At 66.9% G+C, this 25,670-nt stretch carries 25 protein-coding genes; 13 read left to right on the forward strand and 12 right to left on the reverse strand.

The features are described from left to right. Positions 1–110 precede the first annotated feature (110 nt). A complete protein-coding gene (locus B9C43_RS32990) occupies positions 111–437 on the forward strand; it encodes a hypothetical protein (protein ID WP_235038987.1) in 327 nt (108 codons plus the stop codon). Positions 438–614: 177 nt separating this feature from the next. Here the strand turns inward: B9C43_RS32990 and B9C43_RS58800 are convergent, their stop codons facing one another. Further along, positions 615–935, reverse strand: a complete 321-nt coding sequence (locus B9C43_RS58800; protein ID WP_235039007.1) for a CAP domain-containing protein — start codon at positions 933–935, stop codon at positions 615–617. On the opposite strand from B9C43_RS58800, the gene B9C43_RS58805 reads away from it, so the two are divergent. From B9C43_RS58805 to B9C43_RS33005, 3 genes are all read left to right on the forward strand, one after another. Continuing rightward, complete coding sequence (locus B9C43_RS58805) at positions 865–1,245, forward strand: hypothetical protein (protein WP_235039010.1); 381 nt, start codon at positions 865–867, stop codon at positions 1,243–1,245. The genes B9C43_RS58800 and B9C43_RS58805 overlap by 71 nt on opposite strands. Positions 1,246–1,470: 225 nt before the next feature. Continuing rightward, positions 1,471–1,944 (forward strand): hypothetical protein, encoded by a 474-nt coding sequence (locus B9C43_RS33000; RefSeq protein WP_084430702.1) that lies wholly within the window; start codon positions 1,471–1,473, stop codon positions 1,942–1,944. Between the two features lie 202 nt (positions 1,945–2,146). Continuing rightward, positions 2,147–2,440 carry an acylphosphatase gene (locus tag B9C43_RS33005; RefSeq protein WP_033380283.1) on the forward strand — a complete coding sequence of 98 codons (294 nt, stop codon included), beginning with the start codon at positions 2,147–2,149 and terminating at the stop codon, positions 2,438–2,440. On the opposite strand, the gene B9C43_RS59690 is transcribed toward B9C43_RS33005, so the two are convergent. Then, entirely contained in the window at positions 2,441–2,575 is a 135-nt protein-coding gene (locus B9C43_RS59690) for a hypothetical protein (protein ID WP_260478798.1), read from the reverse strand. It lies immediately after the preceding gene. 105 nt (positions 2,576–2,680) lie between these two features. On the opposite strand from B9C43_RS59690, the gene B9C43_RS33010 reads away from it, so the two are divergent. The 3 genes from B9C43_RS33010 (at position 2,681) to smc (ending at position 7,589) form a co-directional block, all read left to right on the forward strand. Further along, the gene (locus B9C43_RS33010; RefSeq protein WP_051894790.1) at positions 2,681–3,199 is read left to right on the forward strand and encodes a sigma-70 family RNA polymerase sigma factor; all 519 of its coding nucleotides are present in this window, start codon (positions 2,681–2,683) and stop codon (positions 3,197–3,199) included. After that, positions 3,196–3,876, forward strand: a complete 681-nt coding sequence (locus B9C43_RS33015; RefSeq protein WP_084430703.1) for an anti-sigma factor family protein — start codon at positions 3,196–3,198, stop codon at positions 3,874–3,876. The genes B9C43_RS33010 and B9C43_RS33015 overlap by 4 nt, the downstream gene beginning before the upstream one ends. A 131-nt stretch (positions 3,877–4,007) precedes the next feature. Further along, complete coding sequence (smc, locus tag B9C43_RS33020; RefSeq protein ID WP_084430704.1) at positions 4,008–7,589, forward strand: chromosome segregation protein SMC; 3,582 nt, start codon at positions 4,008–4,010, stop codon at positions 7,587–7,589. A 3-nt stretch (positions 7,590–7,592) separates the two neighbouring features. Here smc and B9C43_RS33025 read toward each other — a convergent pair whose 3' ends face one another. From B9C43_RS33025 to B9C43_RS33035, 3 genes are read right to left on the reverse strand one after another with little or no spacing between them, the layout of a single operon-like run. After that, entirely contained in the window at positions 7,593–8,264 is a 672-nt protein-coding gene (locus B9C43_RS33025) for a DUF899 domain-containing protein (RefSeq protein WP_033380280.1), read from the reverse strand. A 29-nt stretch (positions 8,265–8,293) separates the two neighbouring features. Beyond that, positions 8,294–8,623 carry an ArsR/SmtB family transcription factor gene (locus B9C43_RS33030; RefSeq protein ID WP_084430705.1) on the reverse strand — a complete coding sequence of 110 codons (330 nt, stop codon included), beginning with the start codon at positions 8,621–8,623 and terminating at the stop codon, positions 8,294–8,296. Next, positions 8,613–9,044, reverse strand: coding sequence for an SRPBCC domain-containing protein (locus B9C43_RS33035; RefSeq protein ID WP_084430706.1), 432 nt, complete (start codon positions 9,042–9,044; stop codon positions 8,613–8,615). Before B9C43_RS33035 ends, B9C43_RS33030 begins: the two co-directional genes overlap by 11 nt. Before the next feature lie 392 nt (positions 9,045–9,436). Here B9C43_RS33035 and B9C43_RS33040 point away from each other — a divergent pair, with 392 nt between their 5' ends. Further along, entirely contained in the window at positions 9,437–12,169 is a 2,733-nt protein-coding gene (locus B9C43_RS33040) for an AfsR/SARP family transcriptional regulator (protein ID WP_084430707.1), read from the forward strand. Here B9C43_RS33040 and B9C43_RS33045 read toward each other — a convergent pair. Together B9C43_RS33045 and B9C43_RS33050 are read right to left on the reverse strand one after the other, a co-directional pair. Next, entirely contained in the window at positions 12,166–13,308 is a 1,143-nt protein-coding gene (locus tag B9C43_RS33045; RefSeq protein ID WP_084430708.1) for a serine hydrolase domain-containing protein, read from the reverse strand. The two genes, B9C43_RS33040 and B9C43_RS33045, sit on opposite strands and share 4 nt — an antisense overlap. 69 nt (positions 13,309–13,377) lie before the next feature. Next, positions 13,378–13,815 (reverse strand): GNAT family N-acetyltransferase, encoded by a 438-nt coding sequence (locus B9C43_RS33050; RefSeq protein ID WP_084430810.1) that lies wholly within the window; start codon positions 13,813–13,815, stop codon positions 13,378–13,380. A 24-nt stretch (positions 13,816–13,839) separates the two neighbouring features. Here B9C43_RS33050 and B9C43_RS33055 point away from each other — a divergent pair, with 24 nt between their 5' ends. From B9C43_RS33055 to B9C43_RS33070, 4 genes are all read left to right on the forward strand, one after another. Next, complete coding sequence (locus tag B9C43_RS33055; protein WP_143446759.1) at positions 13,840–14,835, forward strand: patatin-like phospholipase family protein; 996 nt, start codon at positions 13,840–13,842, stop codon at positions 14,833–14,835. A gap of 82 nt (positions 14,836–14,917) precedes the next feature. Continuing rightward, the gene (locus tag B9C43_RS33060; protein WP_084430709.1) at positions 14,918–16,378 is read left to right on the forward strand and encodes a hypothetical protein; all 1,461 of its coding nucleotides are present in this window, start codon (positions 14,918–14,920) and stop codon (positions 16,376–16,378) included. A 213-nt stretch (positions 16,379–16,591) separates the two neighbouring features. Beyond that, complete coding sequence (locus B9C43_RS33065; protein WP_143446760.1) at positions 16,592–17,719, forward strand: alpha/beta hydrolase family protein; 1,128 nt, start codon at positions 16,592–16,594, stop codon at positions 17,717–17,719. Positions 17,720–17,867: 148 nt separating this feature from the next. Continuing rightward, complete coding sequence (locus B9C43_RS33070) at positions 17,868–18,776, forward strand: GNAT family N-acetyltransferase (protein WP_160096846.1); 909 nt, start codon at positions 17,868–17,870, stop codon at positions 18,774–18,776. Here the strand turns inward: B9C43_RS33070 and B9C43_RS33075 are convergent. After that, a complete protein-coding gene (locus tag B9C43_RS33075; protein ID WP_084430712.1) occupies positions 18,744–19,877 on the reverse strand; it encodes an RsbRD N-terminal domain-containing protein in 1,134 nt (377 codons plus the stop codon). The two genes, B9C43_RS33070 and B9C43_RS33075, sit on opposite strands and share 33 nt — an antisense overlap. A gap of 52 nt (positions 19,878–19,929) precedes the next feature. Continuing rightward, positions 19,930–21,105, reverse strand: a complete 1,176-nt coding sequence (locus B9C43_RS33080; protein ID WP_051897579.1) for a YncE family protein — start codon at positions 21,103–21,105, stop codon at positions 19,930–19,932. 149 nt (positions 21,106–21,254) lie between these two features. Between B9C43_RS33080 and B9C43_RS33085 the strand changes: the two genes are divergently transcribed. After that, positions 21,255–21,947 carry a YceI family protein gene (locus tag B9C43_RS33085; RefSeq protein WP_033392579.1) on the forward strand — a complete coding sequence of 231 codons (693 nt, stop codon included), beginning with the start codon at positions 21,255–21,257 and terminating at the stop codon, positions 21,945–21,947. Here B9C43_RS33085 and B9C43_RS33090 read toward each other — a convergent pair. The 3 genes from B9C43_RS33090 to B9C43_RS58810 all read right to left on the reverse strand — a co-directional run bounded on the left by B9C43_RS33090 (position 21,931) and on the right by B9C43_RS58810 (position 25,667). Beyond that, on the reverse strand, positions 21,931–22,572 hold the full coding sequence (locus B9C43_RS33090; protein ID WP_084430714.1) for a TetR/AcrR family transcriptional regulator: 642 nt from the start codon (positions 22,570–22,572) through the stop codon (positions 21,931–21,933). The genes B9C43_RS33085 and B9C43_RS33090 overlap by 17 nt on opposite strands. A 61-nt stretch (positions 22,573–22,633) precedes the next feature. Next, the gene (locus B9C43_RS33095; protein WP_084430715.1) at positions 22,634–24,211 is read right to left on the reverse strand and encodes a sodium:solute symporter; all 1,578 of its coding nucleotides are present in this window, start codon (positions 24,209–24,211) and stop codon (positions 22,634–22,636) included. After that, complete coding sequence (locus tag B9C43_RS58810; protein WP_235038988.1) at positions 24,198–25,667, reverse strand: anhydro-N-acetylmuramic acid kinase; 1,470 nt, start codon at positions 25,665–25,667, stop codon at positions 24,198–24,200. The genes B9C43_RS33095 and B9C43_RS58810 overlap by 14 nt, the downstream gene beginning before the upstream one ends. Positions 25,668–25,670 lie beyond the last annotated feature (3 nt).

Below are 25,670 nucleotides of genomic sequence, written 5' to 3' on the forward strand. Positions count from 1 at the left end.
TCATATGTGGAGGGCCTGTTCGCCAGCGACGACGAAGAAGGTGAGCAGTGTGAATGAGTGCCCAGTCTGTCTCGGGTCGGGAATGGCACCCAATCGCAGGGACTATTGTCGTGCCTGTGGCGGTGTCGGCCAGGTACCCAAGTGAGTGCCCGATGTGCCAGGGCGCGGGCGTGTTGCGGTGGCAACAGCCTTGCCCCGACGGGGTGCTGCGCGAACTAGAGCACCCGTGCCCCAATGGTTGTGGTGACGGCTGGCGCCATCCCAATGCGGAGAACAACCAGGTCATCGAGGTTGTCGCGGACCACGGTGGCGAACTGGAGCAAGCCGAGGACGATCGGCCGAGCCGCCGCATCGGCCGCGTCGATCAGGCCAACACCCTCGGCGGCGAGTTCGTCGCCACCGCATTGGAAGCTTGGGGTTTCACCGGGAAAGAATGATCATTTTCCGACAGGCCGCCGAGTCCGCGGGCTCGGCGGCTTTGTCGTCCAAGAAACCGCATTCTTACGGATTCGCGATCGAGAACTGATCAGTATTCAGCGAGCCTGCCGCTGCCTTCAAGCCGCGCACGGGCGTGCGCTCTCGATAGTGAAAACCTGTTTCAGAAATGCGTGCTGTCAGAAGCCGAAGTTCTGGGTCCAGTAGAAGCCGTTGGTGTCCACACCGACACCGATCGTCTTGAACCCGCACCTGAGGATGTTCTCGCGGTGTCCGTCGGACTTCATCCACGCGTCCATCACGGCCTTGGCGGTTCGCTGGCCCTGCGCGATGTTCTCGCCACCCGGCCGGGGATAACCCTCTGCCCTGATGCGGTCGGCGAAAGACCTGTTGTCCTTCGACGTGTGCGAGAAGTAGTCCTGCTCGGCCATGTCACTGCTGTGCTTCTGGGCCGCCCTGGTCAACCGGTCGTCGACGGTCAGCGCGCCGCACTGCGGCACGAACTGGCTGCGGGCCTGGTTGACCAACTGGACGACTTCGCCTGCCAGGCCTGGACTCGGGGCATCCGGCTGGGGCGGCGGTGCGGGCTGCTGGGGCTGCGTCGGGGACGGCGACGGCTTGGCCGAGCTGCTTGGCGGCTGGGACGGGCTGCCAGACGAGGGCGGGGCCGAGGAACTGCTCGCCGGGCTCGACGTTGTCGGGGATGTCGAGCCGGTGGCTCCGGGGGAACTTGATTCGGCGGACAGTGCCTTCGCCGAATCGGAGGGCGGGGGTTCGTCCGTCTGTCTGGCGTTGTCAGCGCCTTCGTAGCCGATAGCCAGTGGAACTTGGGGGGATTTTCCACTGGGCAGGGCCAAAAAGGTCGCCCCACCGGCGATTGCCGCTCCTGCGGCGAGCGCGGTGAGGCTTACCATGATCGTGGCGCGTCGGGGTCGCGTTTCACTCACGGTCGCGCAACGTACCACTAACGGGTGATCTCCACAGCCTTCCGGACGCATTTTGCTAGGAACGGCAGCTCAACGCGTTTTCCGGCGTATGGCGGAATTTCAGCCGGTCGTAGGTGGTGGCGGCTCGGTCGTCGGTGTAGTCGACGAAGGCGGCGGCGAGACGATGGTCGACCCAGGCGGCGTCTTCGTCGGCTCCGTGGGCGTCGGGGTCGGCGTGGGCGCGCCGGGGTTGCCCGGGTTGGGCGGCGGTGGGGCCGGCTGGTTGGGCTGTCCCGCCGGCTGGTTCGGCTGCTGCGGGTTGTTCGGCCTGTCGGGCCGGTTCGACGGCGAGTTGCCGTCCGAAGGCGCGTCGGAGGGCGTTTCCGTGGCCGATGTGTCCGTCGACGACGTGTCGGACGAGGACGGCCCAGGGCGTGGGGTGCTGCGGGGCGCGTTCACCTGCGAGATGTTGGTGTTCGAGTCGTGCCCCGGCTGTGCCTCGCCGCCGCCCGCCACCGCGAAGCTGGCCAGCGCCGCGCACGCGGTGGCGACACCGACGCCGGCCGCCGCGAGCAGCGCGTAGGAACGTTTGCTGCCGGGCCTGGTCTCGTCAGCCGGGGGCTGGACCTCGGTCCGGTCGGGTGTTTCGGCCATGCGGGGGGCTCCTCCTCGCAAGCACTGTGAAATTTCCTGTCCGGCCCCGACTGGACGGACAGGCAGTCACGGCCCGGTAACGTACCACTACCGAACGACACCCGTTTGATGCGACTGCGATCATTCGGGGCATGCCATCAACCGCCGATCAGCCTACGGTGCGGCTGACCGCTTGGGTGCACGGGTACGTGCAAGGAGTCGGTTTTCGCTGGTGGACGCGTGCTCGCGCGCTTGAACTCGGCCTTGTCGGAGGTGCTCGCAACCTTCAGGACGGCCGGGTGGAAGTGGTCGCCGAGGGAGCCAGGGCAGAGTGCGAGCGCCTGCTCGCTTTGCTGCGCGGCGGAGATTCACCCGGTCGTGTTGACACGGTGGTGGAGCGGTGGTCCGAAGCGCGTGGTGGTCTCACCGGCTTCGTGGAGCGTTAGTCAGTAACCGCCGGACTGCTCGGAGCCCTGGTCGTTGGAGGCTGGGCCGTCGTTGGGGGTGCACGCGGCGAAAACGATCGTCGCCAGCACGCCGATGAGCGCGCCGACGGCGCGAGCGGCGATGCCGTAGCTCATGCTTCTCGCTCCTTTTTCCGGGTTCGCTCCTTGTACGTACGACACTTGACGAAGGTTCACCCTCTTGGCTTGAACCAGCCGGTCAGACACGGCGTAATAGACGCCGTGGGGAGCACCCCTGAGCAGCGAGACGCCCTGATTCGCGAGCTCTACGAGAAGTACCGCCGTCCGTTGCTGGCATATGCGCTGCGATCGGTCGGCGGCGATGTACAGCGGGCGGAGGACGTGGTCCAGGAGACGTTGTTGCGCGCGTGGCGCAATTCCGACACGTTGAGTGTCGATCAGGCCGGGCCGTGGTTGTACACGGTGACCCGCAACCTGATCGTGTCCGGCTACCGTCGAGCAGGTGCGCGGGTCACCGAGGTGCCGATGCCGGCGCAGGACCTCCCGCACACCGATGACGACTTCGACCGGGTGCTGCAGAGCTGGCAGATCGCCGAGGCCATGCGCGCGTTGAGCAAGGAACACCGCGCGGTGATCGGCGAGCTGTTCTTCCGCAGGCGCACGGTGGCCGAAGCGGCATCAGTGCTCGGCATCCCGCCGGGTACGGTCAAATCGCGGTCGTTCTACGCGCTGCGCGCGTTACGCGACGCACTGGAGGAACGGGGGGTGACCGGGCCATGACCTGCCGCCATACCGTCTCGCTCGGCGCCTACTTGCTTGGCGCGCTCGACCCGGCCGACCGGCCCGCGTTCGAACGGCATCTCGAGACGTGCCCGACCTGCACGGCCGAGATGCTCCGGCTCGCCCCGATCCCCGGACTGCTCCAGCGCGTCACCCCTGAGGACTTCGAAGCGATCCAGCTGCTGGACACCGAGCCGTGGCCGGTCGAGCTGGTCGCGCCGGTGGTCGAACCGCTGCCCGAGCCCGCGCCCGAACCCAAGGTGAGCTGGTGGCGCAGGCGCGGCGTGACGCTGGCCGCGGCGGCAGCCGTGGTCCTGCTCGCGATCGGCGGCATCTTCGTGTTCCGGCCGACGGGCGGCACCGACACCACGGCCACGCAGGTGACGTGGACCGCCGTGGACCCGACGACGGGCGTGCACGGGCGGGTCGATCTGACCAACCGCGCGTGGGGCACAGAGGTAAAGGTGTCGATGCAGGACGTCCCGTCCGGCCGCAAGATCTGCCACCTGGTCGTTTACGGCCGCGACGGCAGCCAGGAAGTCGCGGGCAAGTGGACCGCGGGCTACTACCGCGAGGTCGACGCGATCCCCGGGAGCAGCTCGATCAAGCTCAAGGACATCGACCGGGTCGAGGTCGTCGCGGGCGGCGGGGTGCTCGTCGGTATGCAGTCGCCGTAATCGCGGGTGTCCGGCCAGCTCTGACGGGGTATCCCCCGACGCGGGGAGCCCGCCTGCGCGGTTCGCGCAGCGTGCCCGGGTACCCTCGGGCGGATAGACGTGCCAGTACCCAGCGAGAGGTCGACCGTTACGTGCACCTCAAGAGCCTGACGCTGAAGGGCTTCAAGTCCTTCGCCTCAGCGACGACGCTGCGCTTCGAACCAGGGATCACCTGTGTCGTCGGGCCCAACGGGTCCGGCAAGTCGAACGTGCTCGACGCGCTGAGCTGGGTGATGGGTGAGCAGGGCGCGAAGTCGCTGCGTGGCGGCAAGATGGAGGACGTCATCTTCGCCGGTGCGGGCGGCCGTCAGCCGCTCGGCCGCGCCGAGGTCACGCTGACCATCGACAACAACGACGGGGCACTGCCGATCGAGTACTCCGAGGTCTCGATCACCCGCCGGATCTTCCGTGACGGCGCCAGCGAGTACGAGATCAACGGCAACAGCTGCCGCCTGATGGACATCCAGGAACTGCTGTCGGACTCCGGTATCGGCCGGGAGATGCACGTCATCGTCGGCCAGGGCCAGCTCGGCGCGATCCTCGAGTCCAAGCCGGAAGGCCGCCGGGCCTTCATCGAAGAGGCCGCCGGTGTGCTCAAGCACCGCAGGCGCAAGGAAAAGGCGCTGCGCAAGCTCGACGCGATGCAGGCCAACCTGACCCGGCTGACGGACTTGACCGCCGAGCTGCGGCGTCAGCTCAAACCTCTGGGCAAGCAGGCCGAGATCGCCCGGCGGGCCCAGATCGTGCAGATGGACCTGCGCGACGCGCGGCTGCGGTTGATAGCCGACGACCTGGTCAGCGCGCGGCACGAACTCGCCAAGGAAGAAGCCGACGAGGCCACCGCACGCGCCAAGCGCGGCGAGACCGAGCGGGCGCTGCAGTTCGCCCAGGCCGAGCAGAACGAGATCGAGGCCAGCCTCGCCGAGGACGCTCCGGCGCTGAACGCCGCACAGGACGCCTGGTACCGGCTGTCGGCGTTGGCCGAGCGGCTGCGTGGAACGGTCCGGTTGGCTGCCGAACGCGCGCGGCACCTTTCCGACGAGGGTGCACGGGAGAACCAGGGCAAGGACCCCGAGGTGCTCGAGGCCGAGGCCGAGGAGGCCGCCGAGCTGGAGGTCGAGCTCGCCGAAGGCGTCGAGGTCGCCAGGGAAGCGCTGTCGGAGGCATTGGCCCGGCGATCCGAGCTGGAGAACGCCGTCGCCGCGGCGGAAAAAGCGCACATCGCCGCGGTCCGGGCGATCGCCGACCGCAGGGAAGGCTTGGCGCGGCTCGCCGGTCAGGTCGAAGCGCTGCGCAGTAAGAACGGTGCGACCGCCGAGGAAATCGAGCGGTTGTCCACGACTTTGGCGGAAGCCGAGGAGCGCGCCGAGGCCGCGGCCGTCGAACTGGCCGAGACCGAGCTGGAGACAGGCGTCGAGGAATCCGACGACGAGTCGCTGCACAGCCGCCACGAGCAGGCAGTCGCCGCGTCCGAGCAGGCCAAGGCGAGGGTCAACGAACTGGTCGCCGCCGAGCGCGCGGCCGAGCGGGAGATCGCCTCGTGGCGTGCCCGCGTGGACGCTCTTTCCCTTGGCCTGAGCCGTAAGGACGGCGCCGGTGCGCTGCTGGCCGCCGGGCATCGGCTGCCCGGTCTGCTCGGCTCGGTCGCGGCGTTGCTGACCGTCGAGCCCGGTGCCGAAGTCGCCTTGGCCGCGGCTCTCGGCCCGATCGCCGACGCGGTGGCCGTCGCGGGCGGGGATGACGCGCTGACGGCGTTGTCGCTGTTGCGGGACAACGATGCCGGGCGGGCGGGGATCGTGATCGGCGGTGGCCAGTCCACTGTGGACCGCTCGACCTGGCCGTATCTCCCCGGCGGTGCTCGGTGGGCTGTCGACTTGGTGCGGTGCCCGGAAGCGTTGCGCCCGGCCTTGGAGCGCGCCCTCGACCGAGTCGTTGTCGTTTCGGACCTTGTGGTCGCCCGGCAAATCATTGCGGCGCAACCGTCTTTGCGTGCGGTCACGACGGATGGTGACCTGCTCGGCGCGGACTGGGCCGTCGGTGGCTCGGGCCGCAGCGAGAGCGTGATCGAGGTACAAGCGGCGGTTGACGAGGCGAACGACAAGCTGACCTCGTATGAGCACACGCTGGCGGAAACCGTTGGGGCGCTTGCTGGTGCGCGTGCCGAGCAAGAGGCCCGGCGCAACGAGGTGAACGCGACCAAGGAAGCGTTGAGCGAGGTCAAGGTCCGCAAGGCGCGATCCGGCGAGCGAATCGCCCGGATGCGCCAGGCAGCGAATACCGCCATGGCCGAGGTCGAGCGGATCCGCAACCAGCGCGCCAAGGTCGAGCAGACCAGGGAAGAGCAGCTCTCGAAGCTGGCCGAACTGGAGGAACGCCTGGTCGGCGCGCAAGAGCAGCCGATGGACGACGAACCGGACTCGCGGGTGCGCGACGAAGCGGTCGCCCAGTTGAACACCGCGCGGCAAACCGAAATGGACTCCCGCCTGGCCCTGCGTACCGCGGAAGAACGGGCGCGGGCAGTCGCGGGCAAGGCCGAAGGGCTCCGCCGCGCAGCCCGTCAAGAGCGCGAAGCCCGCGAGCGTCACGAGCGCGTCCGTCAGGCTCGGGCACGCGGCAAGCGCGTTGCCGACGCCGTGGTCGAGGGCGGTGAGCTCGCGATCGAGCGGATCGAGCTGTCGTTGCAGCGTGCGGCCGCCCAGCGCGACGAGGTCGCGTCCCGCCGGACCCAACGCGAAGCCGCGCTGCTGGACATCCGCGGCCGGGTGCGTGAACTGTCGACGGAGCTGGAAAAGCTGACCGACGCCGTCCACCGTGACGAGGTCCTGCGCGCGGAGCAGCGGCTGCGCATCGAGCAGCTGGAAACCAAGATCGCGGACGACTTCGGCATGGGCCTGGACGACCTGGTCCTTGAGTACGGCCCGGACCGCATGATCCCGCCACCGGCCAACGAGCTCGCCGAGTACGAAGCGGCGAAGGAACGCGGCGAGGACGTCACCCGCCCGCCGTCGACGCCCTACGACCGTGACGCCCAACAGCGCCGGGCCAAGAAGGCCGAGCGCGACCTGGCACTGCTGGGCAAGGTGAACCCGCTGGCGCTGGAGGAGTTCGCGGCGCTGGAGGAGCGCTACAAGTTCCTGTCCACCCAGCTGGAAGACCTCAAGGCGACCCGCCGCGACCTGCTCACGGTGGTCAAGGAGGTCGACGACAAGATCCTCGAGGTCTTCACGTCGGCTTACGAGGACGTCGCCCGCGAGTTCGAGATCGTGTTCAACACGCTGTTCCCCGGTGGGGAAGGGCGCATGCTGCTGACCGACCCGGACGACATGCTGACCACCGGTGTGGACGTCGAAGCCCGCCCACCCGGCAAGAAGATCAAGCGGCTGTCCCTGCTGTCCGGTGGCGAGAAGTCACTGGTGGCGGTGGCGATGCTGGTGGCGATCTTCCGCGCCCGCCCGTCGCCCTTCTACGTGATGGACGAGGTCGAGGCGGCGCTGGACGACACGAACATGCGCCGGTTGATCGGGCTGATGCAGGAGCTCAAGGCGAACTCACAGCTGATCATCATCACCCACCAGAAGCCGACGATGGAGATCGCCGACGCACTGTACGGCGTGAGCATGCGCGGCGACGGTGTCACTCAGGTGATCTCGCAGCGCCTGACCAACAAAGACTGACGTCTACTTGGCGTGCTCGTACGCGTCGTGCCAGTTCCACCACTGGTACGGCGGGGTTTGCGGGTATCCCTCCGGTGAGTCCTCCCATTGCTCCTGCCGCCCGAGTGCGGTCATGTCGAGGTAGCTCCAGGTGCTGCCCAACGCTTCGTCGCCGCGGTTGTTGATGAAGTAGGTGCGGTACACCTGGTCGCCTTCGCGGATGAACGCGTTGGTGCCGTGGTACTCGTCCACACCGAAGTCGGCGTCGAACTCGTCAGTGATCGTGTACCACGGCATCTTCCAACCCATCCGCGCCTTCAGGCGTTCGATGTCCGGCTGGGGCGCGCGGGAGGCGTAGGCGAACGCCGTGTCACGAGCCTTCAGGTGCGTGACGTCGGCGACCTGGTCGGCCATCAGGGAACAGCCGACGCATCCGTGGTCGGGCCAGCCGTGCACGCCTGGCTCGAAGAAAGCGCGGTAGACGACCAGCTGCCGGTATCCCTCGAACAGGTCGAGCAGGCTTGCCTTCCCGTTCGGCCCGTCGAACTCGTACTTCTTTTCCACCGCCTGCCACGGCATCCGCCTGCGCTGGGCAGCCAGTGCGTCGCGGGCGCGGGTCAGCTCCTTCTCTTTCACCAGCAGCCGTTCGCGGGCGGCTTCCCACTCGTCTGGTGTCACGATCGAGGGTGTTCGCATTGCTGTATCAGCCTTTCAGCGTCAATTTCTCAGCGGTCGAGGTGGTCCTTCAACGCGTTCAGCGGCCCGTCCCAGTCCCGGGCCAACGCGGCCAGGAACTGTTGTGCCACTTGCATCGGCGCGGAGTGCACCCGGTAGCGGACTCGGCGCCGCTCGCCCGGCTCGGCGGTCACCAAGCCGGCTTCGGTCAGCAGAGTCAGGTGTTTGGCGATCGCCTGCCGCGTGATGGGCAGCCAGCCGGCCAGATCGGTCGCGGTGGCCGGGCCGCGCGAGGCCAGTGCCGCGAGGATGGCCCGGCGACTCGGGTCGGCGAGGGCGACGAAGACCTGTTCGGCGATCGCCTCGTGGTCAGGCGGCATCGAGGTAGTCGACCAGTTCACCCAGTTCGCTGGCCCAGCCCTCGGTGTGGCCGTCGTAAACCTTGCCGTAGTGGTCGTCCGGCAGCTGAGCGAAGCCGGTCTCGACCACGGTGAGGCGCGTGCCCGTACTGATCGGTTCAAGTGTGAACTCGACGTAGGTGCGGCGCGGGTCGTTCTCCGGCAGCCCTTCGATCTTCCAGGTGAACCCGAACACCGTGGGTTTCTCCACCCGCTCGACGCGCATGTCGGCGGTGTGCCCGCCCGTCCATGTCATCCGCGCCGCTCCGCCAGGGCGCAGGTCGATCGTCGCGTCGTTGCCGAACCAGGTGCCGAGCCCTTCGGCTGTGGTGAGCGCGGCCCACACCTTTTCCGGCGGATGTGCGACTTCCAGGGTCCGCTCGATGCGATCAGGGAACCCCATGGCAACCTCCCAGTTAGTAGCAACCGAACGGTTGCCACATTATGGCAACCGGTTGGTTGCGTCAACTGGGTCGGGTCGAATTACCAATCACGGTCGACGCTGAGCAAGCTCCGTGCTCCCTCCGTATGGCGTTTACAGACACGCTGTCCCGGTGCGGGGACCGCACCGGGACAACCCCCAGTGTCTGTGGCGTCGAGACCACTTTGGTGTGTCACGCGCACAGAATCCGCACAGTGCCCGCACACCTCGTCCCAGCGGGGCGCCGGACTGTGCCAGACGTCACGCACAGATCCCGCACAGAACGCGCATGGAATCCGCCGGGCGGAGGTTGGGTGATCGAGTCCGCTACGGGACGATGGACCAAAGAGAGTGACCGATGAGGGGACAACGGCGTGGAGTTTCGACTCCTGGGGCCGCTTGAGGCATGGCACGCTGGCGAGGCCGTCGTGTTGGGCGGACAGCGACAGCGGACAGTGCTTGCCGCATTGCTGATGCGGGCGAACTCGTCGGCGAATGTCGGCTACCTGGCCGAGGCGGTGTGGGAGAAGCCGCCAGTGGCGCCGGAGTCCAACCTTCGTACGTACGTCGCTGGGCTGAGGCGTGTTTTCACCGCCGCGGGCGAGAATCGACTCGTTACCCGCCCGGGCGGTTATTTGATCACGGTCGAACCGGGCGAGCTGGACCTGGAGACCTTCCGGCAGCTGGCGCGCACCGGAGATCAGGCTTGGCGGGACAGCGACTTCGGCTCAGCGGCCGAGCACTTCGAGCGGGCGTTGAGCTTGTGGCGCGGGCAGCCGTTGGCCGGGTTGACGCCCGGGCCGGTGCTGCGGGCGGAGATCGCGCGGTTGGAGGACCTGCGGCTGACCATCGCCGAGCGGTACGCCCACGCGCTGGTCGAACTGGGCCGTCCGGAGGCGGCCGTCAGCGACCTCCGCACGTTGCTCGCTGAGCATCCGCTGCGGGAAGAACTGTGGGCGCAACTGATGGTGGCGCTGCACCGGGCGGGCAGGCAGGCGGAGGCGTTGGACGCGTTCGCCGACGCCCGGCGCCACCTGGTGACGGAGCTGGGCCTTGAGCCGGGTGCGCGACTCCAGCGCGTGCAGCAGGAGATCCTCGCGGGCGAACAGCCACAGGACACGGAGATCAGTGCGTGGCGACAGCTGCCGATGGACATCGCGGAGTTCACCGGACGCCAGGCCGAACTGCGAACCTTGCACGCACTGGCCGAGCCCGCTTCGCGCACGGCTTTGACAGTGGCGGTGATTCACGGAATGCCGGGCGTCGGCAAGACGCGCCTCGCCGTGCACTTCGCCCACCAACTGGTCGACGCCGGGCGTTTCGACGAGATCCAGCTGTGGACCGACCTGCGCGGGTTCGACGCGGATCGGCCGCCGATCTCTCCTGCCGCCGTGCTTGAGCACTTCCTGCGCCTGCTCGGCGTTCCCGGTCAGCAGATCCCGCAGGAACTCGAGTCCCGCGCCGCGCTCTACCGGTCCCGGCTGGCCGACAAACGCGCGCTGGTGCTGTTGGACAACGCCGCGTCCGAGGAGCAGATCAGGCCGCTGTTGCCCGGTACCAAGGGCAGCCTGGTGCTGGTCACCAGCCGTCGTAACCTGGCCGGACTGGTTGGCGCGCGCGGGGTTCCGTTGGATGTCCTGCCGGAGACCGACGCGATCACTCTGTTGTCCTTGATCGCAGGCGACGATCGCGTCGAGGCCGAGCCGCAGGCCGCGGCACGGACGACTGCCCTGTGCGGACGGCTGCCGATCGCGCTGTCCCTCGCCGCACGGCGGCTCCGGAAGCGTCCGATGTGGACCGTCAAGGACCTGGCCACACGGCTGGAAACCGCGGAACGCAGACTGGACCAACTCGCGCCGGGCACGCGCGAGATGCACGCCCTGTTCACCATGTCCTACCAGGGTTTGCCGCAGCCGCAACAGCGGATGTTCCGGTTGCTCGGGCTGCATCCCGGTGACGACTTCACCGCCGAGTCGGTGGCCGCGCTCGCCCAGTGCACGCCGGAGGAAGCCGAATTCCACCTGGAAGCCATGCTGGACGAACACCTCGTGCAGCAGATCACCCCGCGTCGCTACCGGTTCCACGACCTAGTCCGCCCTTATGCCCGCGATCTCGCGCAGGCCAACGAGACTGGGCAGCCGGTGCACCGGCTGTACACCTGGTATCTGTACGCGGCCGAGTCGGCCCGTAATGTGTTCGACCCGCATCGAGGCCGGACGTTCGACCTGCATCCGCTGCCGGAACACAGCGTGGTCCCGCAGTTCGCGGGCCACGACGAAGCCCTGGCCTGGTACGAGTCCGAACGCGGCACGTTGCGGGCTGTGGTCAAGGCCGCCGCCGAGGACGGGCTTCCCGAAGTCGCGTGGCAGCTGGCGTGGGTGCTGCTCAGCTTCTACTACCGGCGCAGCCACTGGGACGACTGGATCGCCACCTTCCAGATCGCGCTGGACGCGACCCGATCGCTGGGCGAACGGCGCGGCGAAGGCATCATCTGGCTCGGACTCGGCGTGGCGTACAGCGATCTGCGCCAGTTCACCACCGCCATCGACTGCCACCAGAAAGCGCAAGCGATCTTGGAGGAAGTCGACGACCGGCGCGGACAAGCCTGGAACCTCAACAACCTAGGTGTCGTCTACGTCTACCTCGAACGCCTCACCGCGGCCGCGGACTGCTTCCACCGGGGACTGCTGCTGTTCCGCGAAACCGGAGACCGCCAAGGCGAAGGCATCTGCCTGAACAACCTCGGCGACACCTACCGCAGGCTCGACCGGCCGTCCAACGCGATCGGTCATCTGGAACAGGCGTTGAGCATCCAGCAGGACACCGGCGACCAACGGGGCCTGCAGTTCACCCTCGGCACGCTCGGCGACATCCACCACGACGCCGGAAATCACAAGCAAGCCGTGCGGAGCTACGAAGAGGCTCTCGCGGTGAGCCAGGCACTGGGCGATCAACGCACGGCTGCTCGGATGTTGGCCAATCTGGCGCAGACGCTCGACGCCGACGGGGAAAGCGCTTCGGCGCGGATCCGGTGGCAGGAAGCCATGACCATCTTCGACGAGCTGGGTGACGCGCAGGCGGACACCATTCGTGCACGTCTCGGCTAGCCTGGCAGGGCCTTGATGAGGTTGGTCGCCGGTTCTTCCGCGGCTGGGCTGCTTCTGACGTTGTTCATGACGTAGCCGAAGGCGATCCCGGTTTCCGGGTCGGCGTATCCGAGCGAGCCACCGAGGCCGGAGAAGCCGAACGCGCTGGGCGAGTACCAGGCGGCGTCGGGCGTGGGCAGGCCGAAACCGAGACCGACGTGGAACGGCAAGCGAGTGACGAGGTCAGGGCCGCCGACGTGCTGAGTGGTGGCCTGCCGGATGGTCTCGGGCGAGAGAATCCGGTGGCCGTCACCGATCAGCCCCGCATAGAACCGGGCGAGTGCGCGTGCCGTGCAAATGCCGTTGGTGGCCGGGATTTCAGCGGTCTGCTCGTCGGGATCGTTGTGGTCGAACGCGGGCTCGACGCAGGCGTATGCCCGTCGGGTCAACGAGGTCGGATCGGCGAATGCCTCCGCGAGTTGCCGGATCGGTTCGGGAAGATCGTCCGGGAGCGGGTCGAAGTTCGGCGGTGGCATGACGAGTTTGCTGACGCGGTGCTGTTCAGCCGCAGGCACACCGATGTGGAAGTCAAGGTCCAGCGGTTCGGCGATCTCGGCACGGAAGAAGCCGCCGAGGCTGCGCCCGGAAACCCGGCGGACCACCTCGCCGACGAGCCAGCCGAACGTCAGCGCGTGATAGCCGTGGTCAGTGCCCGGCTCCCAGAGAGGTTGTTGTGCGGCAAGTGCTTCGGCCATCGGGTGCCAGGACAACGCTTCGTCGCGCGCCACCGGCTTGTCCAAAGCCGCGAGTCCGGCTTGGTGGGTCAGCAGCCACCGGACCGGTAGCCGATCCTTGCCCGCGGCAGCGAATTCCGGCCAGTAGTCGGCCACCGGCGCGTCCAGATCCACCTCTCCGCGCTCGACGAGCAGCAGCAAGCACGCGGCTGTCGCGGCCTTGGTGGTGGAGAAAACGACCTGGAGCGTGTCCCGCTCCCATGGCCGTTCGGTGTCCGGGTCGGCGATCCCGCCCCACAGATCGACGACCGGCTGGCCGTGGAGATACACGCTGACGGCCGCGCCAACTTCAGCGCCGGCTGTGAAGTTCGCCGCGAACGCGTCGCGGACCCCCTCGAATCCCGGCGCAGTCTGCCCGTTGATCACCCGAGGTCCCTCCTGACGGCAGCACGGTCCGCGTAGCCTATCCCGCAGCTCATGCAGACCGGTGGCCGACTAGATCAGGTTCTTGATGAAACGGCCGGAGCGATCCGCCCAATTGTCGTAGCCGAGTGTGCGGTAAAAGGCGTGTGCGGCATCCCGGTGGTTGGAGCTGGTCACTTCCATTCGGCCGCAGCCGTTTTCCCGGGCGAAGTGCTCGGCGGCTTCCGTCAGTTCGCGGCCGATGCCGTTGCCCCGGGCGGATTGCGCTGTCACCAGCGCGACAATCCTGCCCTGCCAGCCGTCGCGTTCCAGCACCGGCATCGCGGTCACGGCTATCACTCCAGCCACAAGACCATCGCGTTGTGCGACAAGGACTGTGCTACGTGGGTGATTCGTCCAGATTTCCAGTCGCTTGTGGACACTGTCCGGGTTGTTGCCCGGATAGCCGAGTTCGGCCAGCAGTGCGGAAATTCGCGGCGCGTCTGCGCCATTTGCTGGTCGCACAGTCATGGTCTGGAAGTTTACGCTGGTTGTGTGGCTGATCGGATCTGGAGTGAAGGACATCCGGTTCGGGAGATCCTCCACGCGAGGCGGGCAAATCGCTCGTTGCCCGGCAGGCGGGAGGATCCGTACAAAGTCGGTCTCGCCATTGAGGGCGGAGGGCTGCGCGGCATCGTGTCGGCGGGCATGCTTGTCGCACTTGAGGAACTCGGGTACTCCGATGCGTTCGACGAGGTGTACACGAGTTCTTCCGGTGCCATGAACGGCACGTACTTCATCCTGCGGGACACCTGGTTCCCGCTTTCCATTTACTACGACGACCTGACGACGCGGGAATTCGTCGATTTCGGGCGGGTCCTGCGCGGTCGCGCGCCGATGAACCTCGACTACCTCTTCGACGAGGTTTTCGTGGCCAGGAAACCCTTGGCCTACCAGAAGGTGATCACGTCACCGCAGCGCCTGCACGTGATGGTCACCGACGTCGACGCGATGAAGATGGTCGATGTCTCCGACTTCCATTCACCCGACGACCTCAAGGAGACGTTACGGGCGAGCGCATGGTTACCGTTGGCTACCAAGGGAACCACGCCGTTTCGGGGCAGATGTGCAGTGGACGGCTCTGTGCTGCAAAGGCACCCGTTCCGGACAGCCCGATCTGACGGGTGCACGCACATCCTGTCGTTGAGCACCAGGCCGATGACGTCGGTTCAACGCAAGAACTCCTTGTCCAACAGGATGATCGCGAAGTACCTCGACCGGCTCGCGCCCGGCCTGGGTTCGGGGTACATCGAGGCGTTGGGCGTGTACATCGAGGAGGACCGGCCCTACCTCACGAGGAGCAGGCTGCAGCCCGAAGCGGACCCGGCCGTGCTCGACGTGGCGCCCATGCCGGGCACGCCGGAGGTCAGACGGCATGAATCCAACTTCGGTGTCCTGCTGCAAGGTGCTCGGTCGGCCTACCGCGCGTTGCACGTCGCCTTGGAGGGCAAGGATGTCTACGTCGTACCGAGGCTGACTGTATACCGGTGATCGGCAGGGCTTGCGCGGTTCGGTTCGTTTACGGCATTCTTGTCGGCGTGATCGAGCTGAAGGGCGGCTTCCGCCCCATCCGATGAGCCAGTGGCGACTGCCAGGGGCAGTCGACGACAGGCATACTTTCTTCGCGCACGCGCTGGCTTTGGCGGCCGCGCACGGTCCCGGCCCGTGGCCGGACGGCGGATACCCGCTACCGGACGAGGAATCCCCACCCGTGATGTCGGGATCCGTCCACGACGGCATCCGGACACATCACTTCGCGGTCAACGACGGCACCCAAGCCGCGGTCAAGATCGCCGAAGCGATCAGCGCGATCGTCGAGTCACCGCCGGATCTTGTTGCGGTTCAACGGCTTCATGACTTGATAGCCGAGCATGACACGTTGACGATCGCCGACCCGCTCACCGATCGGCTGCTCGGCGCGGACCGTGATCGAGTCCGGGAGGTCGGCCGATGGCTGGCCGAGTACGGCACTCGGCGCGACGCGGTCGCGACCGGGATCGTGCTGATCGGTCTGACCGGCGACGAGCGCGACCGGGAACTGCTGCTGTTACTGGGATCCATGGAAGATCTCGCGTTGTACGCCGTTGTCGCACTTGGCCGGACGCAGTCCGACCGCGACATGGCGATCTTCGAACTGGCACGGCGTGTGCGGGCGTGGGGCCGCATCCAGGCCGTCGAACGGCTCGAAGGCACAACGGATCCCGAGATCAAGGCCTGGTTGCTGCGGGAGGGCTTCCGCAACGGGGTGATGAACGAGTACCTGGCGTACATCGCCGCCACCACAGGCGGTCTGGCCGACGCGCTGACGGAGTCCGAAGTAGACGACGAAGTGCTTGACGCTGCCGGGGACATCCTGGCCGCGTTGTCCGATGTCGGCGGCCCGGCCAAGGACATCAGGAGTTACCCGGAAGGTCACGCGATGATCGACCGGTACCTCGCGGTGGTCCGCCACCGGCCTTCGGTGTCCCGGATCCGTGCAGTTCTGCAGCTTGACCAGTACCTCGAGGACGGCAGGTGCGAACAGCTGCTGACCGACCTGGCGTGGATCGGCGTCGTCCGGCGCGCGCTGGACTCCGCGGACCTGGACACGTTCACCGACGCGCTCTGGCCTGCCAAGCAAATCGGGCTGAAGACCGCCGACCGGATCGCCGCGTGGCTGGAGCGGTACCCGTGCGAGTGGGGCCTGTGGATCTGGTTCAGGGACGCGGAAGACGCAGTCAAGACCGCCGAGCGCTTGCTTCCGTTGGAAGATCTGGTGACCGGACCGGCGTTGGAGCACGGCTTCGGCCCGGAGTTCCAGGCAGACCGGGCCCTGGGTCTCGTGGTCGAGCGCGAGGACGTGCGCAGCTGGCCTTTGGTCAAGACCGCACTGTCCAATCGGTTGATACGCAACAGGATCGCCGCGGTCCGGGCCCTGAAAGCCTGGCCGAGGGACAGTTTGCCCGCCGACGCACTACCCGCTGTCCGTGCGGCCGCGGCGATCGAACCGGACAATGAGATCAAATCAGCCCTGACGGAACTGTTGGCGGCCTGAAGCTCGTGTCCACCATTGCAGCACACCGATACACACACTCCGGCACACTGAAATGTCCATTGCGGCACCTGTCGGGCATTTCATGGTGCCGGAAGTGGAATTTCATGGTGCTCGAGTGGTGGACACGGCGGGGCGCAGCTGAGCTGAGTCATACCCAGGGCTGACAATCCACAGCCTGATGTGCGCGGCCTGCCGGCCCGGCAGGCTGCGTACATGCGAAAGATCGTGATTGTCCTTGCGGTCCTGTTCCTGCTCGGCGGCAACGTCTCCGCGCACGCGGCGACCCTGGAGTTGCCCAAGCCCACGGGAAGAAGCCCGGTCGGCGTGACCGAGCTGCACCTGGTGCAACACGGCCGCGCCGACCCGTGGTTCCCCACTGAGACCAGGCAAGTGATGGTCAGCGTGTGGTACCCGGCGTTGCCCATTGGCCGCCGTGCGCCCTATGTCGCGCCCGCATTGGCCAAGCACTACGAGACCGAGCCACCGATCGGGGTCCGGACGGATTGGGGGAGCGTCCGGACCCACTCCTACGTCAACGCACCGGCCCTGCCGGGAAGGTTCCCGGTGGTGCTGTACTCGCCAGGCGTCGGCAATTCCCGCACGATGGGCACGATCCTGGCTGAGGAACTGGCCAGCCGTGGGTACGCGGTGGTCACGGTCGACCACACCTACGAGACCGCGATCGCGTTCCCCGGCGGGCAAGTCAAGACCGACAAGGCCTTCGACCTGCCCTACGAGGACCCGGCCGAGATCGAGAAGGCCAAGCAGCGGCTGATGGACGCGCGGGAGCACGACGTCCGGTTCGTGCTGGACAGCCTCGGCGGGCTGAAGATGCTCGACCTGTCCAGGGTCGGCATGGTCGGTCATTCCGGTGGCGGGGTGACCGCGTCCCGTGTCATGCAGGTGGACCGCCGGGTCGACGCGGGGATCAACATGGACGGCTGGTTCTCCTTCGGCTACAACCGTCCTGAGCTGGGCGTGGACCGGCCGTTCATGTTCATGGGCGCTGCGTCGTCGCCGCAAATGCCGCCGCTGTATGGAAAGCCGCGCACCCATCTGTCCGAACCGGACTGGCAGAGGTTCTGGCAGGCGTCCACCGGTTGGTTGCTGGACCTGAACGTGCCCGCGGGCAGGCACTACACGTTCACGGACGCGCAGTGGCTGCTGCCTCAACTGGGCGGCGATCACACCGGCTTCCTCGGCACCGTGGACCCGGCCAGGGCGATCGACGCCCAGCGGGCGTACATCACCGCGTTCTTTGATCAACACCTCAAGGGGCGGCCGCAGCCGTTGCTGACCGGATCGTCGCCGCGTCACCCGGACGTCTCGTTCATCAGGTGACCTGCGGCACGGTCGCCACCGTGACCGTGCACTGAAGGGCCAGCTCAACCGCGTTTTCCTGGGCTCGGACGGCAATAATTGAACGCGTGTTCACCGATGGGCGTTAAACCAGATGCGCACAGCCGTTCGAGCGTTCAGGATTTCAGTCATGACAAAGATCCGTCCGGCTACGCGGGCCGATCTGCCGGCCGTCGTGTCGCTCATCGCGCGGCTGCAGGCCGATCCCGCGCACCACATCGGTTTCTTCGGGTACACCGAAGCGGAAATCGCTGACGAGCTGGCCGGCGTCCAACCCGAGTGGCATGAAGGCGCCCTGCTGGCCATCAGGTCCAGCGGAGCGATCTGTGGCGTGCTGAGCACCGACGTGAACACCGAAGTGGGCAGGGCCTGGCTGTACGGCCCGCACATCGACGTGCCCACCGGCCATCCAGCGACCCCGCAGGCATGGCACAAAACCGCCGACATGCTCTACGAGGCCGCGTTGCAGCTGCCTCACATGCGAACCATCCAGGACCTGAATCTGTACGCCCACACCGAGCACCGGGAGCTCGCCGAGTTCGCCAAGCGGCACGGCTTCCAACGGGAGACCCCGACTCGGATATTCACTTTGACCGGCGCCGACCTGCGGTGCATGCTGACCCAGGACACCGAGGCGGTCGAACGACTACCGTCCGACGGCAGCATGAACGCCCAGTTCACAGCGCTGTTCGACCGTTGTTTCCCGGACACCAGCAGCACTGCCGACCAGCTGTTGTACGGCAAGCACACGGTTGTCGCGCTCAGGCAAGCCGACGGCAAGCTCGCCGGGTTCGCCGCGGGCTATACGCAGGAGGCCGAGCACTACGTCGACTTCGTGGCCGTCGAACCCGACATGCGCTGTGTCGGTGTCGGCAGACGCGTCGTCAAGGGCCTGGTGCGCGAGCTGGACGCCGAGAACGGCGCCAAGCCGCAGGCTGGCGCCGTCGTGAGTGTCGAAAACCACGCCTCGGCGGGGATGTTCACCGGCCTCGGGTTCCAGGTCGAGCTAGTGCTTGTCTCCTACCGGCGAAAGCCATGACTGCAATGCCCACCACCACCGCAACGAGTGCGCGAGCGAACCGTTGCCGTTCGGCGTCGGGTCGAACGAAGTCAGCTCGGCCATCCGGCGAAGTCGGTGCTTGACCGTGTTCGGGTGCACGTGCAGGGCACCGGCCACCAGATCGGTACGGCCGCCATGTTCTAGATAAGTCAACGCCGTCTTGGCCAGCAGCTGGTGGAACTCGTCGTCCGGGTCCAGGCCGACCAGGTGTTCCGTGGCGAGCATCCGCCCCAATGCCGGGTGAGTGTCCACGCTGAGCGGCAAAGCAAGCGACGTCAGGTGCTGCAGACCTCGCAAGTTCCGTCGGCGCGCTGAGGCCAGAGCCGTCTGGCACAGGCGGTAAGCGCCGGCGAGGTCCGCCGCGGGGACAGCGGGCGCGGCCACGAGCAAGATCTCGAATTTCCGCTCCGGCAGTCGCCCGCTGACCGCGCACAGATAGCCGTCCACCATGCCGCACAAGCCATCGGCGGTCGTCAGCGCGGCTTCGAAGGCACGGGCCTCCCGCGGCGCGCTGACGTCGGCGATGATGCAGTGGTACTTCTTGCGGGGATCGAGCCCGACCGCGGCGACATTGCCCGTCGGTCCGTTGTGGAGCAAGCTGCGCAACGCCTGCAGCCGTACCGCGTGCGTCGTCCTGGTCAAGCTCAGCTCGGTCTCCCGGTACACCTGGACAAGCCGGTTCTGCATCTCGTTGGCCAGTGCGTCCAGCTCCATCAGGCAGGCGAAGACCTCGTCCGGTTCGACGTCGGTGTTGGCGGTCCGCTCGAAGATCTGGGTCATCACGTAGTGCCTGCCCGCCTGGAAGCCCTCCAGCAGCGAGGCCAACGGGATGCCCTGCAGCGCACGGTCCTCAGCGAGCCGGTCGGCCACGTGGATGCTGTCGCCGAGCTCGACGCCGTCGATGTACGCCGACGACACGGCCGCCATCAGCGCCGCGATGTGCCGCTGGACGTCCTGTTGCGGCAGCGCGGCGACCAGAGCCGACTTGGCCCTGGCCGCCGACGTCACGCCTTCGACGGTGTCCGGTTCGGCACGCATCTGTTCCAGCAGCCGACGAAGTCTCGTCCGACCAGCAGGCATCCTTGCCTCCTCGCAAAACCTTCATCGGTGAAGGTATTGCGAGAAGGACAGATCAGCCAAATGACGCGACAGCCGCCGCACTGAGCACGCCGAGCCGCTCACGCTGCGGGAAGTGCCCAACCGGGATCGATGCCACCTCTTTGGCAGTTGCGTAATCGATAACAGAGATGGCATTCCGGTTGCTCAACGACACCAGGCAGTGCTTGCCGTCGACGCTTGTCGTCGTCCAGTACGGCAGGCTGTCGGTCGGATAGTGCACGTATCCCTTCGCGCTCAGACCCGGCCGGTCGAGGATGACCGTGTAGTCGTCGATCGTGCCCGCCGCGCAGATCCGGTCACCGGAGTACGCCATACCGTGGTGCGCGGAGTTCTGCGGGTAGTCGTTCGGGTCCATCGCCGCGGCCTTCTGGCTGTACGGCAGTTGGACGGTCCGCACGATCCGCCCGGCCTGCAGGTCGTACTCGACCAGGCCGTTGAGGTAGGACAGCTGCGCGTACATCGTCTTGTTGTCCGGCATGAACAGTGCGGGCCGGATGCCGTACTCGAACTGGTAGGTGCGCTTGACTGTCCAGTTCGTCGGGTCGACGGCGGTCAGCTGGCGCTTGCCCTTGGCCCAGTTGAAGGCCTTGATCAACGACGTGGTGCCGATGCTGGAGTTGTACAGCGTCTTGCCGTCCGGCGAGTAGTCGTTGGCGTGCGGGTAGGTGCCGGTCGGGAAGGTCGCGGTGATCGCACCGGTCCTGGTGTCGAACACGTGCGCCTTCTCCACGCTCAGCGCGGAGACGATGAACTTGCTGCCGTCCGCCGAGATCGCGGCGTGGTCGGCCTTGAAGCCCTCCACCTTGGTCCGCCAAAGCTGGCGCTTGCTCGCCACGTCGTACGCGACCACGTCGGCCAGGTTGCCGCGGGAGACGTACAACGTCGTCCCGTCCGGTGACAAGGCGAGGTCGTCGACGAACTTCTTGTACCCCTGGATCGAGTTCACCGTCTCGTACCCGATCCGTTCGATCGGGTTCATCGCGGCGAGCCGCTGTTCGAGGTCGGGGATGGCGTTGAGGGTGCCGATGACCTGGAACGTGTGGCCGTCGAGGAAGCTGACCGTCCCCGCCTGCGCGTTGCCGACCAGCACGACGTCCCTGAGCTGCTGGGCCTGCGCGGTCGCCGGGACGACACCGGCCAGCGCGACGAGAACACCCACGGCGGCAGCCGCCAGCCGCTTGGAGCGCATCGAGTCTCCTCTCCATCGAGGGTTCACTCCGGGTGACAAGTCTGTTTTGCGGCGTGACCGGGAGCCAAGGCCGGTCAAGCCAACGGATGGCCGTGAGACTGTCGGCAACCGCCAATGAACCTTGTCGGACTGAGCGGCGTAGTACCGGCATGGGCAGATTCAAAAGGCACTGGAAAGCGTGGCTGATCGGCGCGATCGCGCTGGGACTGCTGGCGTTCGTCGGTGGTCCGTGGTTCTACATCAACGTGCTCTCCGAGCCCCCTGCCCAGGAGCTGGCCCTTAGGGAAGGCCAGCAGCAAGGCGGTGGGGACGCCGTACCGGTCGACGGGACGTGGACGGTGTCGGAGGGGTCGCAGGCGGGGTACCGGGTGAAGGAGATCTTGTTCGGCCAGAACACCACAGCGGTCGGCCGGACGGGCAAGGTGACTGGCACGGTCGCGCTCAGCGGTACCCAGATCACCAGCGGCACGGTCACGGTGGACATGGGGTCCGTGGCGACCGACAAGAGCGGACGGGACGCGCAGTTCCGCGACAACATCATGTCGGTGTCCCAGTTCCCGACGTCGACCTTCGCTTTGCAGGGGCCGGTCGACTTCGGATCCGTACCAGCCGCCGGGCAGAAGGTGACTGTCAAAGCCGCCGGCCAGCTCACCTTGCGCGGTGTGAGCAAACCGGTTCAGCCGGAGCTGAGCGTCGTCCGCACCGGCGACACGATCCAGGTCCAGACGAGCATCCCGGTGGTGTTCGCCGACTACAGCATTCCGGATCCCGGCGTCCCGGGCATCGACATCGAGGACAACGGACTGATCGAGATCCTGCTGAACCTCAAGAAGGCGCCGTGATCGCGGCGACCGCCAACCGGGTGACCTCGTCGCACAGGTCGTCCAGCGGTCTGCTTCGGTTGTGCATCGACCAGTAGTACACGAGTTCGTTGACCGCGCCGATGAACGCGACCGCCGTCAGGTGGAAGTCGCGCGGCGTCGCTTCGCCACGGTCGACGGCCCGGTTGGCCTCGCCGACGAGGAACTCGATGATGCGTTCCCGCCAGCGCAGCCTGTGCTGTTCGACCGCCGGTGAGACGCCGACGACCTCGACGTACGCCAGGCGTGTCCACTTCGGATCGCTCGAGGTGGTGTTGATGTACGCCCGCACCATCTTGCCGACCCGGGCGCGCAGCGGATCCTCCTCACAGCCCGCGAGGGCCGCGAGGGCGTTCTCCATTGCCCGTTGGGTGATGCGGTCGTGCAACGCGACCAGCAGCGCCTCCCGGCCGGGGAACTCCTCGTAGAAGTTCCGGGTGGACACACTCGCCGTCGCGCACAGCCGCTCGATCGACGTGGCGGCGTAGCCTTCCGAGCCGAACAGTTCGAGGCCGGCCTCCATCAGACGTTCGTGGCGTTCGGCTCGCCGTTGCGCGTCCGACCTTCCGCCGTAGTGCCTGCGCGGTGCACGCGTGGTGCCGGTCATGCCGTCCCCTCCCAAAGGTGCTCCCACAATAGACTCCTTCACCCTTGGGAGGGGGTGCACGTTATGCGGCCTTGACCGCAGTCTCGGGTTGTTCGGTGTCCGGCGGAGTTGTGGGTGCGCGGTGCCGCAACGAAAGCAGCCCGCCGACCAGGAGCGTGATCACCACGCCGAGCACCGGGTACCACGGGTAGGCGAGGCTCACCGACGTCGCGGTCGGCTTGCCGAAGTCCACCGCGAGGAACTCGCCCGTCGCCTTGGTGAACTTCAGCCCGAGGATCACGAACGCCACCACCACGACGGTCGTCAGGAACGCCACGATCGCGTCCAATTGCCTGGCCCTGCGGAAGATCAGGCCGAGCAGGAACGCGCCGAGCAGTGCGCCGGAGGTGAAGCCCGCGATGGACAGGCCCTGTTCGACGATCGGCTCGCCGCGCCGGAAGAACGTCGCGAACAGCCCGGCGACCACGACGAGGATCACCGCCCATATGACTGTCCAAATGCGACCCTGCCGGAAGATCTCCGCGTCGGTCAGCTTGCGCCGCACTACTTTCTGATATATGTCGGTCACGGTCGATGACGCCAGTGCGCCCAGCGACGAACTCAGTGCCGCTGCGAGGATCCCGGCGAGCACGAAACCGGACAGACCGGTCGGCAGTTCGTTCACGATGAAACTGGCGAACAGTTCGTCGTTGTTGTTCAGCCCGAGTGCCTGTGTCGGCGACGCGCCGTTGTAGAACGCCCACAGCATCACGCCGATGAACAGGAACAGCGCGAACTGCAGGAACACCACGATCCCGCTGCCGATCAGCGCCTTCTGGCTGGCTTTGACGTCCCGGGTGGCCATCAGCCGCTGCACGATCAACTGGTCGGCACCGTGCGAGGACATCGACAGCACCGCGCCGCCGATCACCGCGGTGATCAACGCGTACTGGTTGCTCAGGATCGGCGAGGAGAAGTCGAACAGCTGGAACTTGTTCGCGTCGGCCGCCCGGCCCAGCCAACCCTCCGGCAACCGGTCCGCCAGCACGATGATCACCGCTGCTGCGCCGAGGATGTACCAGAGCATCTGGATCGCGTCGACCCAGACGACCGCGCGCACACCGCCGAAGTAGCTGTAGACGACCATCGCGAAACCCAGCGCCGCCACGATCCACCAGTAGTTCACGTCCGGCAGGCCGAGGCTGGCCAGCACCACCTTGATCGGGATCGCGGTGGCGAACAGCCGCAGGCCGTCCGCGAGCAACCGGGTGAACAGGAACGTCACCGACGCCGTGCTCTGGATCCCGGAGCCGAACCGCTTGCCCAGGAAGGCGTACGCCGTCACCAGATCACCGGCGATGTACTTGGGCAGCAGTACGTACGACACGACGATGCGGCCGATCACGTAACCCAAGGCGAGTGACAAGAACGTCATCCCGCCCGCGCCGGGCGCCGCGAGGTAGGCCACGGTCGGCACACTCAGCACTGTCAGGGTGGACGTCTCCGCCGAGACCACCGACAGGCACACGACCCACCATCGGATCTTGGACTCTCCGACGAAGTAGTCGTCCGACGACTTCTGCCTGCCGCCGATCAGGACACCCAGCAGCGGCATGCCGACTAAGAAGATCGCGATGATGAGCAGGTCAAGAACGCGCAAGAGACCCTCCCAGTGTTGCTACGACTCGCAATTGCCTCACGGTGGTTGTCGCAGGGGCGGGCATGCGCAGCGGGTCGCGGCCCGGCGTGATGCTGCCGAGCAAGCGCGGTCCGTCGGCGCCGGTCCGCGGATCGGCCGCAATTCCGTGCCACGTCAGAAAACCGAGCAGGGCGGTGAGGTAGGCCTCCTTGGCGTCACTCGGAATTCCCAGTGCATCACTGGTCACGATGTCCAAGTGGCGAGCAAGTGCGGCCATCAGCGCAGGGTTGCGTACCCCGCCGCCCGACGCGACGACGCGGTGCCCGGCACAGGCGTCGGCGATCGTGACGGCGGTCAGTTCGACGAGCGTTGCCATCAGGTCCGGACCGGTGACCTCGGGAACCTGGGCCAGTGCGGCTTTCAGGTAGCCGATGTTGAAGTGTTCCTTGCCGGTCGACTTCGGCGCGGGGAGGCGGTAGTAGGGGTCTTCCAGCAGCAGGTCGAGCAGGTCCTTGCGGACCGTGCCCGCCAGCGCGAGGGCCCCGCCCTTGTCGAAACGTTGGCCTGTCAGCATTTCCGCGGCCGCGTCCAGCAGTGCGTTGCCAGGACCAGTGTCGAACGCCGCCCGGTTGCGGGGTCCGGTGTTGCCCGTGGCCTGATTGTGGGGTCCGGTGTTGCCCATGGCCCGGTTGTGAAGGTCGCTGTTGTCCGTGGCCTGGTTGTGGGGTCCGGTGTCGAACGCCGCCCGGTTGCGGGGGTCGGTGTCGCCCGTGGCCTGGTTGCGGCCGCCGCTGTTGTCCGTGGCCTGGTTGCGGGAGCCGTCGTCGTCCGTGGCCTGGTTCCGGGCGCCACTGTCGTACCCAGCCCGCGCGCGCTCGTCTGCATTGCGCATGTGCCCCCGCGCGCGCTCGCTTCCATCGCTCAACGCCCGCGTGCCGGGGAAGGTTCCAACCCGATCAAAGTTGTCGCTGGGCAGGGTGATGTTCGCGATCCCGCCGATGTTCAGTGCAACGTCGTCCTGCAGCCACAACCGGTCGAACAGTCCGGCGAGCGGCGCGCCGTGCCCGCCTGCGGCGACATCGCGGGCCCGTAGGTCCGAGATCACCGGCAGCCCGGTCTTTTCCGCGATCCACGCGGGTTGCCCCAGCTGGAGGGTTCCGCGGCAAATACCGTCTTCCACCCAGTGGTAGACGGTCTGCCCGAGGGATGCGATCACGTCGGCCTGGCCGAGCTCGCGGATGGCTGTCGCAGCGGCATTGGCGAAGGATTGTCCGATCCGCGTGTCGAGTCTGCACATCTGCTCGGGATTGCAGGAACCGGCGGCCAGTAGTTCGTCTCGCAGGTCCGGCGGGTAGCCGACTTCGGTGTGTCCGCCGGGAGCCAGTTCGATGACGTCACCGGTGAGACGCAACTCGGCCAGTGCCGCGTCGATGGCGTCCACCGACGTACCCGAGATCAGCCCGAGAACCCTGCACACCTC

The sequence above is a fragment of the Kibdelosporangium aridum genome (genome assembly GCF_900176515.1).
Taxonomy (GTDB): domain Bacteria; phylum Actinomycetota; class Actinomycetes; order Mycobacteriales; family Pseudonocardiaceae; genus Kibdelosporangium; species Kibdelosporangium aridum.